The 16,666-nt window shown below is 49.0% G+C and carries 13 protein-coding genes and 1 tRNA gene; 3 read left to right on the forward strand and 11 right to left on the reverse strand.

Features of this window, described 5'->3' with window-relative positions; translation table 11 throughout:
- The first annotated feature begins 22 nt into the window (after positions 1-22).
- A complete protein-coding gene (locus tag Enr17x_RS05480) occupies positions 23-829 on the forward strand; it encodes a class I SAM-dependent methyltransferase (RefSeq protein WP_145306650.1) in 807 nt (268 codons plus the stop codon).
- Between the two features lie 426 nt (positions 830-1,255).
- On the forward strand, positions 1,256-4,222 hold the full coding sequence (locus Enr17x_RS05485; RefSeq protein ID WP_145306652.1) for a response regulator: 2,967 nt from the start codon (positions 1,256-1,258) through the stop codon (positions 4,220-4,222).
- A 43-nt stretch (positions 4,223-4,265) separates the two neighbouring features.
- On the opposite strand, the gene Enr17x_RS05490 is transcribed toward Enr17x_RS05485, so the two are convergent.
- From Enr17x_RS05490 to Enr17x_RS05510, 5 genes are all read right to left on the reverse strand, one after another.
- The gene (locus Enr17x_RS05490; RefSeq protein ID WP_145306653.1) at positions 4,266-5,159 is read right to left on the reverse strand and encodes a DUF1559 domain-containing protein; all 894 of its coding nucleotides are present in this window, start codon (positions 5,157-5,159) and stop codon (positions 4,266-4,268) included.
- Between the two features lie 196 nt (positions 5,160-5,355).
- On the reverse strand, positions 5,356-5,940 hold the full coding sequence (locus tag Enr17x_RS29470) for a hypothetical protein (protein ID WP_198000981.1): 585 nt from the start codon (positions 5,938-5,940) through the stop codon (positions 5,356-5,358).
- 169 nt (positions 5,941-6,109) lie between these two features.
- Positions 6,110-6,694 (reverse strand): D-glycero-beta-D-manno-heptose 1,7-bisphosphate 7-phosphatase, encoded by a 585-nt coding sequence (gene gmhB, locus Enr17x_RS05500; protein WP_145306655.1) that lies wholly within the window; start codon positions 6,692-6,694, stop codon positions 6,110-6,112.
- A 7-nt stretch (positions 6,695-6,701) separates the two neighbouring features.
- Positions 6,702-7,346, reverse strand: a complete 645-nt coding sequence (locus Enr17x_RS05505; RefSeq protein WP_145306657.1) for a D-sedoheptulose-7-phosphate isomerase — start codon at positions 7,344-7,346, stop codon at positions 6,702-6,704.
- 390 nt (positions 7,347-7,736) lie between these two features.
- A tRNA-His gene (locus Enr17x_RS05510) sits at positions 7,737-7,810 on the reverse strand.
- Positions 7,811-8,085: 275 nt separating this feature from the next.
- Here Enr17x_RS05510 and Enr17x_RS05515 point away from each other — a divergent pair.
- The gene (locus Enr17x_RS05515) at positions 8,086-9,126 is read left to right on the forward strand and encodes an SMP-30/gluconolactonase/LRE family protein (RefSeq protein WP_232100959.1); all 1,041 of its coding nucleotides are present in this window, start codon (positions 8,086-8,088) and stop codon (positions 9,124-9,126) included.
- Positions 9,127-9,171: 45 nt separating this feature from the next.
- Here the strand turns inward: Enr17x_RS05515 and Enr17x_RS05520 are convergent, their stop codons facing one another.
- From Enr17x_RS05520 to Enr17x_RS30230, 6 genes are all read right to left on the reverse strand, one after another.
- A complete protein-coding gene (locus Enr17x_RS05520; RefSeq protein ID WP_145306659.1) occupies positions 9,172-10,797 on the reverse strand; it encodes an anti-sigma factor in 1,626 nt (541 codons plus the stop codon).
- Positions 10,794-11,381 (reverse strand): sigma-70 family RNA polymerase sigma factor, encoded by a 588-nt coding sequence (locus Enr17x_RS05525; RefSeq protein WP_232100960.1) that lies wholly within the window; start codon positions 11,379-11,381, stop codon positions 10,794-10,796. The genes Enr17x_RS05520 and Enr17x_RS05525 overlap by 4 nt, the downstream gene beginning before the upstream one ends.
- Before the next feature lie 193 nt (positions 11,382-11,574).
- Positions 11,575-12,456, reverse strand: a complete 882-nt coding sequence (panC, locus tag Enr17x_RS05530) for a pantoate--beta-alanine ligase (protein WP_145306663.1) — start codon at positions 12,454-12,456, stop codon at positions 11,575-11,577.
- Between the two features lie 83 nt (positions 12,457-12,539).
- A complete protein-coding gene (locus Enr17x_RS05535; RefSeq protein ID WP_145306665.1) occupies positions 12,540-13,910 on the reverse strand; it encodes a hypothetical protein in 1,371 nt (456 codons plus the stop codon).
- A 73-nt stretch (positions 13,911-13,983) separates the two neighbouring features.
- The gene (locus Enr17x_RS05540) at positions 13,984-14,487 is read right to left on the reverse strand and encodes a thioredoxin family protein (protein ID WP_145306667.1); all 504 of its coding nucleotides are present in this window, start codon (positions 14,485-14,487) and stop codon (positions 13,984-13,986) included.
- 320 nt (positions 14,488-14,807) lie between these two features.
- Complete coding sequence (locus tag Enr17x_RS30230; RefSeq protein ID WP_145306668.1) at positions 14,808-16,619, reverse strand: DUF4340 domain-containing protein; 1,812 nt, start codon at positions 16,617-16,619, stop codon at positions 14,808-14,810.
- Positions 16,620-16,666 lie beyond the last annotated feature (47 nt).

Genomic DNA, 16,666 nt, shown 5'->3' on the forward strand with positions numbered 1-16,666 from the left:
TGTACCAGCCAGAGGATTTACCATGCAGAGTTCGTCGAAGAAATGGTCATTACATATCACTTTCATCGGGTTTCTCTGTTTTTCTCTTGCAGGTATTTCGTTTACATTACCCGCCAACGCACAAGAGCCAGCGGGTACCGCTTCCAAGTCCGATCCAAAGTTTGATGAAAATCCGCTTTATTCATATAAGCGGGATCACGATCCCAATGGGATTGGAAAATTCTATCGCGGTCGCGAAATTGCCCGTGTGATGGGGTATCAAGGCGCGCCCTGGCTCGAGCGGATTTCACGTGAGCGGGAAGAACGACTCTCTCTGCTTCCCAAAGCACTGAAATTGAAGCCGGGCATGGCGATCGCAGATATTGGCGCGGGTAGTGGTGTGATTTCCGTCATTCTGGCCGAGCATGTGAGTCCGGGCGGTAAAGTCTATGCCGTCGATGTGCAACAGGAAATGCTCGATCTGCTGGCGAAGAAGCTCCAGAAAGTGGGGGTGGAAAATATTCACCCCGTTTTGGGAACTCAGAAATCTCCCGGCCTCAAACCCGAGTCGATTGATCTGGTGATTATGGTCGACGTCTATCATGAGTTTGAATTTCCCTACGAGATGATGCTGGAAATTTCCAAAGCCCTCAAACCCAAAGGGCGGGTTGCGCTGGTGGAATATCGCAAAGAAGATCCAACGGTTCCGATTAAACTTGTACACAAGATGTCCGAAGCACAGGCCAAAAAAGAAGTCTCTCGCCCGGAACTGAATCTGAAATGGAAAGAGACCATAGGGGTTTTACCTCGCCAGCATATCCTGGTCTTCGAGAAAACGGTTGAGGAATAAACCTCATTCTCTTTGCATAGACAGTTGTGATTGGCCCCGGCAAATATTGAGTGACAGATATCAATCTATGCTGGACGAAGTTGACTTCTCTCAAAAATTTAGCACAACAACGGGCTGTGCTTTTTCTTCATTTCAGGATAATTCCTCCTGAGGTACCCCCTGTCAAGCCGTTTGAGCTGGAAGAGCAGGGAAGAACGCTTCTGCAGACAGGTGCATTTAACTCGCGTTTTTTCTTCTCCGCGCCGCTGCGCGTTCTATTTTGTCGTAATTGATTGGATTCCCAGAATTGTTGACCCGATTCAATAGAGATGAATGACTCAAGCCAACTGATGATCTACACCCGACATAAGTCAAGACGCGTTGGTGAACATGACTAAGTCCTTCTATGATTTTGGCACTGATGATTAGACAGGTTAGGTTTAAAGTATGCAGTTTTTGAATTTGCTGGAACAGCAAAGGAATTGGGCTCCCTGTATTCTGTATGTCGATGAGAACATCAATCACTTTCGCGAATTTGAGGCAATCAATGCTGATCAAGGATATGAAATCCATTTCTCATTGAACGCAAAAGCCTCGCTGATGCTGGGACTGAAAATTCAACCCGATGTCATCATTCTCAGTCTCGATCTACAGGAAGCGGATCCGATTGAGATGATCCGGTTTTATAAATCTCAGGATGCACTCTCTAATACCGCGATCCTGGCGACGTCTCAATTTCAGGAGTCGGAAAAAATTGAACGCGCCTTAGAGCACGGCGTCGATGATTTCCTGATACGGCCTTATCGTGATTCTCTCGTCAACAAACGAATTCGAAACACGCTTCAGATTATCGCGATTCAAAAGTCCGACCGGATTCAGATGGCACTGAGTAATATTCTGGAAGAATCGCTGAATGAGATTTATATTTTCAGCGCAGAATCATATCGGATTTTCTATGCCAGTCGCGGCGCCACAAATAACCTGGGGTACCCTGTCCCGGAATTGCAGATGATGTCTCCCTTTCAATTTATGGAAGAGGACTCGGCATCTGAAATCAAAGCAGCCGTTCATTCACTTCTGACAGGTTCCGATTCACAGGCATTTTTAAACGCCGAATTTACCCGAAAAGATGGAACCAACTATCCGGTTGAGATCTATCTCCAGAAGACAATCGTTTTTTCTAAGCCGGCGATTGTTGCTTTGGCGACAGATATTACCAAGCTGGTACAACAAAGAGCAGAGGTGGAACGACTGGCACGTGCCGTTGAATCCAGCGCGGAAGCCGTCTTCATTACGGATACACGGGGCGTGATCAATTACGTGAATGCCGCTTTTTCCGAACTATATGGCTGGTCGGCAGAGGAAGCGATTGGACGGACTCCCCGGTTCATCAAAAGTAAACTCAACCCGCAAGGAGTCTACAGTGAAATGTGGGGTCAGTTGCTGTCAGGAAATACCTGGCAGGGATCATTGATCAATCGCCGAAAAGCGGCACAAAGACTTTCCAACAGTCTGCCGTTGCTCGGGCAAGATACGCGCCAGCAGCAGAACTGGCTGGACGATTACCGGTGGGTGGATATGACGGTCTCCCCGATATTTGATCAGCGAGGAGATTGTATCTCCTATGTGGCACTGCAACGTGATATTACAGAGAAAGTTTTGGATGAGAAAAAACAGGCACAAAAACACATCCAGGCAGTTATTCGAGCCGGGGTGGCTAAGAGCCTGCAACAGCAGTCAACGTTGAAGGTCAAACTGCATGAGGTATTGAAGCGTTTGTTGGAAGTTCCCGAATATAAAAGTCTGAATCGAGGCTGTCTCTACCTCAATAATGACAAGACTCAGAAAAGCGAATTGATTGCGCAGTACGGAGAATTTCTTACTGGGCCTCCCACACACTACCATGGATTTAATTTCGCCGAGGAGTACGCTCCCTATCCCGTAACCGTTCGGTTGATGCAGATTGTGAATCAGTGTCATTGTGATTGTGCGACCAGACAGGAGCGACAGGAGAATGCATCTCATGGTCACTATTTAATTCCCATTACGCATCGCAAAGAACCGCTGGGAGCGCTCGTATTATTCAGCGAAATCTTTCCGGATGACGATCCGGACCAGATGTTGTTCCTGAATTCCCTGGGGGAACTGATTGGAGTAGCGATCGCGAACGACCACTTGACTCAGGAACTCAAATCGGCCCGGCAGGAAGCGGTTGAAGCCAATATTTCCAAAGATCTGTTCTTGGCGAATATCAGTCATGAAATTCGAACTCCCATGACGGCGATTCTGGGGTATTCCGAAATCCTGATGGAACAATTGGAGCCGGGCTCTCAGGTAAAAATGATTGATACGATCAAACAGAATGGGGATTATCTGCTTTGCTTAATCAATGATTTGCTGGATCTTTCAAAAATCAATTCCCAAAAGATGACTGTGGAGTTGATGTGCTGTTCTCCTGCAGAGATTCTGAATAATGTGGAAATCTTATTGAAGGTCAGAGCAGAAAAGAAACAGATTGAATATCTGACTGAGTATGACGGGGCTATTCCCGAGTATATTCAGACCGATCCAACAAAGCTAAAACAGATTCTGGTCAACCTTATTGGTAACGCCATCAAGTTTACCGACGAAGGTTCGGTACGCGTCATTTCGCGTTACCTGACTGAAGGCCCTTCTCCCTGCCTGGAAATCAAAATTGTAGATACGGGCGTCGGGATTACGGACGACCAGTTGAAAAAACTGTTCCAACCCTTCACGCAGGCTGATGCGTCCATGACACGCCGATTCGGCGGGACGGGTTTAGGTCTGACGATATGCAAAAAGCTGATTGAAATGTTAGGCGGCTCGATTTCTGTAAACAGTATTTCATCTGTAGGAAGTACTTTTGTTCTCAAGGTTCCTGTCGGGAATCCGGAAAAATTAAATTTGCTTCAATATGATTCTGGCAGGCAGGGGCAGAAAGAGGACGCGGATGACTTACCGGCGGATCTTACAGGTAATCTGAAAGACCATTTTGGTTTCTCACCACGAATTCTGGTGGCAGAAGATTCCGTCGATAATCAGAATTTGATTTCCTTCATTCTGCAGAAGTGGCAGTGTGAATTGAAAATGGTTGAGAATGGAAAGCTGGCTGTCGAAGCAGCACTGGCAGCCGAAGAGCAGGGCACACCCTTTGATATTATCCTGATGGATATTCAGATGCCCGTGATGGATGGTTATACCGCGACCAGAGAATTAAGAGGAGCCGGCTACACCAGGCCGATCATCGCGATTACCGCACATGCCATGACCTCAGAGCTGCAAGGCTGTCTGGCTGTTGGCTGTGACTCCTATACCAGCAAGCCGATCAATCGCAAGCAGTTGCTTGGTCTGATCTGTCAGTACACAAATCGAAAGCATGCTCACACCGTCTAGTGATGTGAGCATGCGACATACTTCAGTTGATCCGGACAAATGATTAATATTCGCCAATGACCTCTCGGCCGGAAATCGTTCCCAGCGCTGTATAAACGCCGAAATCGATACTGGCGCCGATCAAACGAACCGAACCATCACCCAGTAGAAATTGCGCGAGACCCACATGCGGGGCAGAAACATCGCGGTCATCACTGGTACTCGCGTTCGGAACATGGCCTGTCTGGAATAAAACCATATGGCCGTGGTCGTCTGTGGCATCAGTGATTTCCCGGACGGCACCCGCCCAGGTCGTTTCGTATTCAAAATGGTTCCCGTGTACGGCGCCATTTCTGAATTCGCCATTCTGACGCTCTCCCACACACAGCGTATTGGAAAGCCCATCAGTGACATCACGCGAACGTGTGGAACTATTGCGGCTGAACATTCCCGTACGTTGTTCCTGGTTCGCGTCCAGATCCGGCGGACCGAAATTGCCCACGTAGCAACCCATCGCATATCGCTCTGCCGAACTTCCCATCTCAACAAACCCGTTTTCAGAAACCGGGTCAGACGGGCATAACAGACCGGGGATGTGTCGCTCGCGTGGTACCAGATTCACCGCACTGAAAATTGGTTCTGACAGATCAAACTGGTTATACAGATTGGCTTGATCCAGCATCGGCAGCAGCATTGTCACCCAGCCAAAGCCGGACTGGTTGCCTCCCGTCCCCGGCTTATAAACATATCCCGGTGGAAAGCAGCCATGGGTATCGTGGTAATTATGTAACCCGATCCCCAACTGTTTCAGATTATTTTTACATGAGAGTCTTCTGGCTGCTTCTCGCGCCTGCTGAACAGCGGGCAAGAGTAAGGCAATCAGGATCGCGATGATCGCAATGACCACCAGTAGCTCGATCAAGGTGAACCCTCTTCGAAGTATTTGTTTTTCTTTCATGGAATGAAAATGATCTTTCTATTTGTAAACGACGATCGTTCCGCGCAAGTTCTGCGCAGACGGGAATCGTTTTCTGTTAAGAATCATTCTGTAGAGTTGCGCGCAGCATTACCCTAGTGGTATCAACAGAGATATCCGCAAGGGGGGAATGCGCGCAGATTTCGCTTGAAGCCGCTAACAGGCTTCGCTACAGAAATCAGGTGAAGCAAACAGAAAGAACAATTTCCGGCGGTGGTACGGGGGGCGCTTCAGAATACGATTGATAACAGGTGGCGGCAAGGAGATTCAGACTGATATGCCCCTGTTGAACAGGCAGTCTGTTTTTGTCAGGGGGAAGCACTGATTGCCAGGCAGAATACCATTCCGAAATGATCTGCGACCAGTGAAGTGAGCCAAGCAGCGGCTCCTGAGTTTTTATCGACTGTCGTCGTTCCGGTTCAGTTAAATCAGCCGACGAGTTTTCAGTTGAGGTTGCACCGTTCTGTTCTGCCACGGAGTCCGGCTGGGGTGAGCTGGTGTGCAATGTGAATTCCCACCAGAGCAGAGTGACGTGAATATGAGTCTGAGGCGGAATCGATTTCGAATGTGCATCGTGGCTGTGATGATGGTGGTCATGTCCATGATGATGCGAGTGACCGTGTGAGTGACTATGCCCGTGCGTGTGACTGTGCGGAGTATCGCCATTGGAGTGCGTATGTTCCACCTGTACCTGCAGAGATTGAAGTAGAATCCCCAACAGGCCTGCAATTCCCAGAACCCAGGATAATTTACGAAACGGCATCCTCATCACAATTCGACCATAATTCTGATCGACCCCAAAAGCAATCCTGGTTGGATAATCCAGATAGGAGCTTTATGGAATATTCATCAAGCATGCTGTGCAGGTAAGTAGAACCACTGATACACAGTCTGATGAGCCCTGCAGTTGCTGATGTAAATCCGGACACAGTCTAGTTGTCCGCGATGGTCGCTGGAAACAGGTTCTCTTTGAGCTCTGCGAGTGAATCGGCATACAGGTCAGCTGCCTGCCGATCCGGTGCACTCACCGAGTGTCCGGTTCCGACCAGAGCAGCAGTACCGATGCCGGCAGCTCGACCAGCGGCGATGTCAGACCCTTTATCGCCTGCGAAAATTGAGGCTGAGAGATCCAGGTCATATTTCCGAGCTGCATCCAGCAGCATACCGGGTCCCGGTTTGCGGCATTCGCACTGGCGGCAATACTGTTCTCCCCCATACTGTGGGTGGTGGGGGCAGTAAAGCACATCCGTCAGCGGCAAGTCGCGCCGGGCAAATTCCTGTTTCATCCATTCCGTCAGCTCCAGGAACTGAGCTTCGGTATAATACCCGCGCGCAATTCCTGCTTGATTGGTGACGACGATCAAACAGAATCCGTTTTTCACGGCGGCACGGCAGAGTGCAAAAATTCCGTCAACAAATTCGAAGTCTTCAATTCGATACAGATAGTGTTTCTCTTTGTTGATCACACCATCTCGGTCGAGAAACAATGACTTGTTAGGAACCGGCTTCTCCTGCATTACTGAATCAGGCTGCCCGTTTCAGAGAGAGAGGCTGGTCTGAGGTGGATGAACCCAGATCCAGTTTGAAGTTGAACAGAGCAGCTTCGACACATTCGCATAAAGTATGCTCAAGCACCAGATGCACTTCCTGAATCTGGCTTGTCAGTTCACCAGGAGCAATCACGCAGACGTCGCAAAGCGAACGGACTTCACCGCCGCCGTGTCCGGTAAAGATGATGCTGGGAACCTGTTTTTCCTTGCAGGCCTCTACTGCTTTCACAATGTTGGGAGAATTGCCAGAGGTCGTGATTCCCAGGAAAACATCATTCGCGGTCAGCTTGCCTTCCAGTTGTCGCGAGAAGACCACATCGTAACCATAGTCATTCCCAATGGCAGTCAGAATCGAACTATCGGTCGTTAATGCCTCGGCTGGTATTGATGCCCGATCTTTACTCAAGCGACAGACAAATTCGGCTGCCAGATGCTGCGCGTCTGCTGCGGAGCCTCCGTTTCCTGCCAGGTATAATCGGCCTCCGCTTTGATAGCTCTGAAGGATCAGATCGACGGCTTTCGAAAACTCCTGCTGCATTTGGGTATCTTCGAGCAGCTGTTGTTTGGCAGAAATGGATCGTTCCAAATTGCGGCAGATAATTTTACTGGCCTGATGCATGAGATCAGCTCTCCGTCCCTGGTTATGCGCTCTCAAAATCACGAGATTTCATAGTGGTCTTTCCTGCAGACCGGCTGAAAACAATTTTGACTGGTGATGATTTCAGTCAAGCTGCCAGTATACTGGAATTCGAAAAATACAGGCAAGATAAGTTTTCGCAGATTCAAGACTCTTTGATGCACATCAGCTCCAGTTATCATACGGAATAGCTGAGACTGTAAGTCGATATGAAACCGAGAGTTGGAGTGCTATGAAAGATGGATACTGATTGTAAATAGTACAATCGTAGCACGCAGAGATTCGCGTTTTCGTAAGGTTTGAGACTGCCAAAATAAAGCAGGAGGGGATGGCAGAAATCGCAATCGATTTACCTGAGGAGAAGAAAAAGAGGGTGAGTAACGGGATTTGAACCCGCGACCTCCGGAATCACAATCCGGCGCTCTAACCAACTGAGCTATACCCACCATATGGAACCAACTGGCTGATAATTCGACCAGTTTCTCTCAGAATTTTAATGATTCTAACCAATCCTCAGACACCTGAAAAGACCTTGGCTGCGAGAAATGATTCAATTGCTACGTTATCGAAGCTGATTTCGGTATGCAAGTATTCCAAGGCACGGAATCAAGAATATTTCCTCTATACGTGCATCTCCTGCGAACAATCTGTAGAATTGATACTTCAAAGTTCCCCGATGAATTTACATTGATTTTACTGATTAAAAACAGGGAAAAAGCGCATGAAAACCATTAGATTCACCTGCATGATTCTCGCGACTTTTGTATTGAGCCTTTCTCAATCAGAAGTTCAGGCTCAGGATTCGACCAATTATCCCACACTTGGAGAAATCGTTCGTCTTGATCCACGCCTCGATCAACTGATAGACAAGGATGCGAAGATTGAGGTTCTCTCTTCCGGATTTGACTGGTCAGAAGGACCGGTCTGGATGGGAGATGCCAAAGATGGATTTCTGCTGTTTTCAGATATTCCCCGTAACTCGGTCATGAAGTGGAAAGAAGGCGAAGGTGCCAGCCTGTTCATGAAGCCCTCGGGTTATACGGGAGTCACTCCCTATGGCAATGAGCCCGGCTGCAACGGACTGTTCCTCGATCCCCAGGGACGTCTGGTCTCCTGCGAACACGGCGATCGCCGTGTTTCCGTGCTGACCAAAGAGGGCGGCAAACGGACGCTGGTTGATAATTATATGGGCAAGCGGTTAAACAGCCCCAATGATGGTACCTTCAAATCAAACGGAGACCTGTATTTTACCGACCCTCCTTACGGTCTGCCCAATCGGTATGATGATCCGCGGCGTGAACTTGACTTCTGTGGCGTCTATCGACTGGCAACCGATGGCACGCTGACCCTGCTCACAAAAGAAATGACCCGTCCCAACGGAATTGCATTTTCACCCGACGAAAAAACATTGTACGTCGCACAGTCTGATCCGAAAGCGGCGATCTGGAAAGCATTTCCCGTTAATCAAGATGGTACGCTCGGAACCGGCAAAGTATTCTATGATGCGACGGAATCGGTCGGTAAACTGCCTGGCCTGCCCGACGGTTTGAAAACGGATTTGAAAGGCAACGTCTTCGCGACAGGCCCTGGCGGCTGTTATGTCTTTACACCAGCCGGCGAATTGCTGGGACGCATCAGCACAGGCGAACGGACTGCCAACTGTGCCTGGGGCAATGATGGATCGACATTGTATCTGACTGCAGATACTTACCTCGTCCGCATCCCGACCAAAACCAAAGGTCGAGTCGGTCCCGCAAAGTAGCGGCAAACGACTTCGCTCAATTCATGCCACTTCCTGGCACCCTCATTAGTTGGGTGCCGGGGTTGTGGCGGGAGTGGCTGTGCCCTTGAAGACAAAGAGAACTTTCACGGGCGAATTGGAAACGGGTGTCTTACCCAGATACTGCCAGTGGGTATTTGGGGGCAAGCTCGGTTTTGACGCTACCAGTGGTTGTCCATTCAATGCAGCGGTTGGTTCCCCGGACACAGGAACGCGTGGCATATTCCATTGAATCATTTTGGATTTTTGTCCCAGTGGTTCTGGTGGAAGTTGCATCCGGTAGCGTGTCTGGTAGGAGCGTTGTTTTTTTGATTCAGTTTGGAGTGATTGCTGCTTCAGGTCGGCTGCAGCAGTTTCCTTGGCGCGGGCGCCCTTTGCGAACGGCTTCACTGCATTACTCTGTTCGTTTAATGCCAGATCCGTGACGCCTTTGGCTTCTGCTTTTTTTGTTGCCGTTTTCGTTGACTGTTGTTGATATGCCAGCAGTTGAGGTAATTCTTCAACCGGATCTATCAAGGAAGATTCGTTAATGGCCGGTTGCAAGGTAAGACCAACAAGCTGATCCTGTTTGAGGTCGTTCTGGAATTCTTGCAGTGCAGATGCGAGTTGTGTGTCTGTGGCTTCCACATACACGGCAAATAGTTCATTGTCAGAGTTGCCTGCATCTTGGGCTTTTCGCACCTTTTGGCCGGCCGCTTTGGTTTTTAAATTGCGAGAACGTTGTAGCTGGCGCTCAACGTCAGACTGTTTCTTTAGATTCACCGGAATATTGTTTCGGGCCAACAGTAATTCCATCGTTCCCAGTGCCCGTTTTACATCCACCACGCGGACTTCAATCACGGCGACTTTTCCGTTGATTTCACTAAAATAAGGAAATGCATCTCCAATGCGAATGGAATCGACGGGAACATGGCTGGGAATTCCAGACGCGGGACGTGGTTGAACTGCCACTCCAAGTGTCGCAAGATGCTCGGCAGCTTTCTTCTCAGCGACAGAATTCGTGATCCGAAAATTCCCCTCCATTCTTCGTGCTTCGGGTGCAGGCATCGCCAGTCCTTCGTTGGGGGCGGGTTCTGAAGCAGGGGGGAGCTCGGCCGAACGCAGTGCGACCGAAGGGGCGGTCTCAGCAGTGATTGTTGTTTTGTCTTTCTTGCCAGAGGATATAGAATCTTCCAGAGCAACGTTGTAAGCATCTTGGGGGGATGTGTTTCGTGATAAAACGAGTGATTCCTTTTCAGCCTCAGCAGGAGCCCGCAATGAAAATCGACCAGTGTTTGAGAATTGTTGTGCAGGTTCCGGGATTTGCATCAATAAAATAAATAAGACCAGTGCCGCCATGGAAGAGCAGGCGCTAATCGCGACAGCAATTCGGTAACGCAGCAGGGAAGGGCCGTGTTTGACACCGGTTGAGCTGGTATCAGTCAGCAGGGTTTCCTGCTCAATACGACGGCGGATCGAAGCCGCGAGTTCGGGAGGCGCCGATTCTGTGGCAGTTTCCTGTAGCAGCCGGGACAGTTCGCCGAATTCATGCAACTCCTGTCGTGCTTCCGGAGAATCCTCCAGCAGCGATTCCAGTTCGCGGCGTTCCTCGGGCGAGACTTCATGATCGAAGTAAGCCGACAGGTTTTCGTTTGAAGGTGGTTGACTACTCATTTTGTTTCACTTATCGATGACTCGTGGTCAGACTCAGGAACATGCGATTGCGGTTGATCTTGAAAAAGCATGTTCAGTTTCTGTTTCAGTTCATTCCTTCCTCTAAAAATACGGCTCCTGACTGTTCCCAAAGGGATTTCCGTGATTTCGGCAATCTCCCCGTAAGACATCCCTTCCAGTTCTCTTAAGATCAAAGGGGTGCGATATTCTTCTTGTAGCTCATTCAATGCCATATGAACGATTTTTTTTCGCTCAGAAAGCTCTACGACATCGGGGGGATGAGTTTCGGGGTGTGAATCAACCAGCCATTGGCTGGCAGGATTGTCTTGTGTATCCAGTGTTGTGGACGTCCGTTTGTTTTTTCGTTTTTGTGTGATTGCCGCATTAAAGGAAATGCGGAACAACCAGGAATAAAAGGCGGCTGTCCCTCGAAAAGTCTTTAGTTTAAAGAATGCCTGTGTAAAACCTTCCTGGGCGGCATCGCGCGCATCGTCACTGGAGCCCAGAATCCGCACTAACGTTCGGTACAGACGATCCTGATATTTCAGGACCAGTTGATCAAACGCTTCAGTGCGACCTGCCAAACATTCTTGAATCAGGTGTTGATCATTGTTGGTCACAGTATGTAATGGACGAACAGAGGCCGAACTTAGTTCCCGCTCTTCTCTGGAAAAACGGGTTTTGAGAGAATCTACGCAAACGGTTGTTGACTATCTTCTTATTTTCGAAAGCGTTACGTCAATATCAGTTCGGCAGAACCAGCCAGAAAATATCGTTTTATTGCGTTGATTCGGCAGAGAGCGGGCAGTTATCGATCAAGCGGGTGGCGCCGGCATAGGCGGCGACCAACGCGACCATGGCTGGCTGTGGGGTGGAAATCTCTTCCAGTGTGTCTGCATCGACGATCGTGGCATAATCCAGTTTTAACAGCGGCGTTGTGCTGATCAGTTGCTGCATGTCCGCTTTGAGTTGATTCAGATCTGTCTCTCCGGCGTTCACTCGTTCCTCGGCCAGCTTCAGAGCACGTGAAAGCGATAAGGCTGATTCACGTTCAGACTCAGAGAGATAAGCGTTGCGGCTGCTTAAAGCTAAGCCATCCGTATCTCTGATGATCGGACAGGTTTTGATCTCCACGGGGATATTTAAATCGAGGCACATGCGACGAATAATCGCCTGCTGTTGATAGTCCTTGGCACCGAAGTACGCGACATCCGGCAAACAACTCAACAGGAGTTTGGTGACGACTGTGGTCACGCCTTCAAAGTGATCAGGGCGTGTTTTTCCTTCCAGTACCTGAGACAGCGTTTTGACGATGACACAGGTTGAGAAATTCTCCGGGTACATGATCTTAGTGGTAGGCAGCCAGACAAGGTCGGCTCCTGCCTCGTGACATTTGGCAAGGTCCTGTTCCACCACCCGAGGATATTGATCAAAATCTTCGTTAGGACCAAATTGTGTTGGATTGACGAAGATCGAAACCACCACAAAATCAGAGTCGCGTCGTGCCGCTTCAATTAGACTGACATGACCGGCGTGTAGCGCCCCCATGGTAGGCACAAAACCAATCGATGCATTCTGCTTACGCTGTGCATCAACCAGTTTTCTCAGTACCGGAATTTCTGCGACAGTTTCCACGGGAGAAGTAAATGAAGCTGACATTATCAAAACTCTTTCAGAACAGGCTGCCGTTTTGCTCCTGTAATCAAAGCAAGATGCAGCCAGGTTTCCTCAGGCAGTGATGATTACTTTTGCTTTGGAGTCTGACGGCGATTCCCACCTCCGCCCCGCTTATTGGACGGGCGGCGCGATGATCGTTTCGGTCGTCTGCGACTCTGGTCATCTGCAGAGGAAGAGGACGGAGAAGAACTTTTGTCTTCGTTATCGCCTTTACCAGACTTACTACCACCGACCAGTTTGGGATTCAGCAGGTAAGAAATCGCTTCTTCCCAACTCGGTACATTCGGGTATTTATTTTCCGATGCTTCTTTATCAGGATGAGAAGTTTCTTCGTCTTCCGATGATTCTTCCGAATCAGCAGATTCGGCTTCAACTGGGCTTTTGCGTCTGCGAGAACGTCGTCTTGAACGCTTGGGTTTACTTTCTTCTTCCGCTTCCTGAACATCAGATTCAGTCTCGGCTTCAAGTTCCGTTTCTTCTTCTGACTGCTCTTGTTCCTCTTCAGAACTTTCAGCAGACTCTTCACTTTTACGAGAGCGACCTCGTCTGCGGCGTCGGCGTCTACGGGGTCGTTTTGTTTCGACCGCTTTTTCGGTTTCTTCTTCCGTTTCAGTACTCTCTTCGGCAACGGCCTCTGATTCGTCTTCGAGATCATCTTCGTCATCATCGGAGTCAAAGGCGACTTCTTGAGAGATGAGACCAAAACCGAATGAGTCGTCATCATCGAGACGCTCATCGGTGCGCGCGACCGGTTTGCTTTTTGAAGGTTTTTTCTTTTTGGGTTTTTGAGATCGCGACTTTGCAGGCTTCTTTTGAGCAGGTTTTGGGTTTTCTGCCACTGCTACTTCTTCGTCCTCGTCGTCATCAGAAGCTTCGGGCTGATTCACTTTTGCCAGGGAAGAATCTTCTTCGTCCCAGTTCCAGCCATCCAGTGCATCCCAATAGGTATCTTCTTCTTCATCCTCTTCGTCAGCACTGGCTTTTTCTTCGGTCGTAGCAGCGGGAACGAAATCCTCTTCGATTTCTTCTTCTTCGTCCTCTTCGTCATCGTCTTCAAAAACGTCGAGAATGTCTTCTGTTACATCCTCGTCGTCTTCTTCAACTTCCAGCTCAACTTCAGCGGGACTTTCCTCTGTGGGACTGATCTCGTCTTCGTCAAACAGAGAGGCACCAAAAAAGTCGTCGTCCTCATCGTCGTCGACAGAATCATTGGGTGATTCTGATTTCGCTGAAATGGGAGCCGGTTCCTGCTCAACGGCTTCCGGTTCGTCGGGAGTTTCCTCTTCGATTTCTTCAGCTAGACTGTCATCGAAGTCCGTAGGCACCGGTTCGACTTGCTGGTCGAAATCGATGCCAAACAGATCACCTGCGAGGGACTCCCAGGAGTCACCTTCACCCGACGGATTGATGCCAAAAGGCTCTTTGCTTTTATTCATATGCGCAAAGTACACGTTCTTCGAAGATTTATCAAGATTTGCGCCTGTACGGAATAAGGGATATCAGGAGAAATCAGCGGCCTTCCGAGTACTCGATGTGGTGGATGACAGCCTGTAATTTACGGGCTTTTTCCAGCATGGAGTGATAACGGGGGACCTTGGAGTAGCCCACTTGGCGGGCCAGCAGGTCGGCTTCTGAACTCAGAACGACTGTGCAGGGAATCGATTTCACCTTCAAAACATCTGCAATTTTCCGGTCTTTATCGAAATCCAGATGAACAGGTTCGAACGCCTGATTCAGATAACGAGCCATTCGGGGATCAGAAAGCGTGTCTTTTTCCAGTTTTCGGCAGTAGGTGCACCAGCTGGCATCAAACACGATGTAAACCGGCTTGTTGCTTTTGAGTGACGCCCGATGCGCTGTTTCCAGATCGGCGTGCCATTTGATGTAATTGTCAGACGAACTCGCTGATTCGACTTTTGTTCCCGCTTTGGAGAGTTCGATCGACAAGCCGACTAATAAAACAGCTGAAAAGCCGATAATGCCCCATTGGATTCGCTTGGGAAGTCTTTTCATATCTGTGACTCCTTCACAAGTACAAACTGCAATTCCTTTGCAGCTGAACCTATGTAAATGATAACGGATTGACCCGGTAAAGTGTGAGCAACTTACAAAATTGTTATAAATCGTTCACTATGCTCTATCGGTAGGACAGGCGGAAGTTCTGTGAGCGATTCAATCCGAATCACCTGAATAACAGGAACATGGCCGGCAAAGTTTACCTAACCGGAACAGAGTCGACTCTCACTCCATAAAAAAAGCCAAAACTCCACAAAAGGCCTCTGATCTGAGGCCCGTCGCAGGTTTGGCTTGATAACAGGGGACTGGTTTAATGGTCAGTTGTTTTTGGGGGGAGCGTTCGGTGGCGTGGGTTTGGTTTTCGGTTTGGCAGCCTCTGGTTTACCAGCATTCGGTTTCGCGGCAGGTTGATCTGGCTTATCATTCGCGTCCGTTTTCGAAGGGGCAGGTTTTGGAGCTGGAGCAGGTGCTGGCTTGGTCGTGGGACCTGCAGGCTTGGCTGCTGGTTTTCCGCCGGTCGGATTTGCAGGGCCTGGCTTACCTGATTCTTCTTTCGGCTTCTCGACAGGCTCAATCAGTGCTTTGCGCGACATACGAAGCGTCTCGAAGCTGTTTGCTGAAATCACATAATACCAGTTTGCAAATCGTTCATTCAGCTGTTGAACCAGTTCATTCCCTTTCACCACTTTCTCATCATATTCTTTGAGCTGCTTCTCGTAGGTTTTCAGCTCAGACTGATATTTTTTCATGGCGATTTCATACTCAGCTTCAGGGCTGGGTTTTTCTTCCGCTTTGGCTTTGTCCTCTTTTTTATCCTGATCAGCTGGCTTGGTCTCTTCTTTTTTCTCGTTGTCGGTTTTCTCTTTGAGGCCAGCCGGTTTCTTGGGTTCTGCTGGTTTTTGTGGGGGATCACCAATAAAAGACGGGTCGAATGTCACCGTGACAAACAGGTAACGGCTGGTTTTCAATGCACCATCGTCTGCTTTTTCATCCGCTTTTTTCTCTGTCTCTTTTGCTGAATCAGCAGCCTTGGATTTCTCTTCCGGTTTTTTGTCTTTCTCTTTACCGCTGTTTCCTACTTCGATATCCAGCGCACTACCAGTGAAAATTTCTCCGAAGTACAACGAGTAGACGACTCCCTGATTTGTCGCTGCAATCACTTCCCCTTCATTCGAAACCAGTTGCTGATTTCCCTGAGGATCGCTGGCTAAAATAAATCCTTTGCTTTGCAGGTCGACAAAGTCGAGTGGATCCAGGCGCAGATTACCTGATTTTTTCAATTCGGCCGCAATACCTGCAGGTTTGGGGCGGATCCCCTGAATTTTTAAGTCATCCAGTGTATTGATCATCTGGTTGACATCACTGGTATTCAGCTTCTCGGTTTCCGGTTTTAACCCTTCCAACTCCCAAGGGGCCTTCGGATTTTTCCGAGTGAGCGTGGATAGTTCCCGATTCACAATCCGCCGCTTACCTTCATCAATTGAGTATTTATTGACGATGATTTCAACGAGGCGATCTCGATCCACTTTCAGCAGATCGGGTTCAATCCAGTCAGAAAAATTGGAGGAAAGGTCGACGTTGAGTTTGGTGCGATAGACCGAGTCTTCATCCACTTTACGCACGAAATATTCATTAGGCTCACCGGGAACCTGTTTTCCCACAATAAAGTCAACCAGCGGTGCGCCCCCTTCTTTCGAAAGAGTTAACCGCTGGCCGCGTCCTTTGAGATTCGTGTTGGATTCATCGAGTGGATCTATCACCCCAAAACGTTCATGATCACTTTTGCGCCGGCTTTCTAACGCACCACGCACAACGCCCACCAGTGACGCGGCTGTTTCAGCGAGTTCATCTTCTGCATCAGCCGGGTAATCGTGGTGCGACGGGATTTTCCAGACGCCGTCCTTAAATTCCACATTGAAGACTTTCAATGTGGCAGAGTCTTCGTTGTAGCTGACGACACGTAGCGACTTCGCCTGCGTCGGGTCAGCAAAGTCCGGGTAGAATTCTTCTCCCACATTCTCGTAGCCTGTCAACTCCGTGGGTTGAGATGTGCGATCGGTCACGTAAGCGGCGACGAGTGCTGCCACCGCAATCCCTACAAAGGTCAGTGTTCTGGTCGTTTCATTCATGGCAAACGATTTTACTTAAAACAATGGTTTAAATTGAATTCAATCAA

The sequence above is a fragment of the Gimesia fumaroli genome, from assembly GCF_007754425.1.
Lineage (GTDB): Bacteria > Planctomycetota > Planctomycetia > Planctomycetales > Planctomycetaceae > Gimesia > Gimesia fumaroli.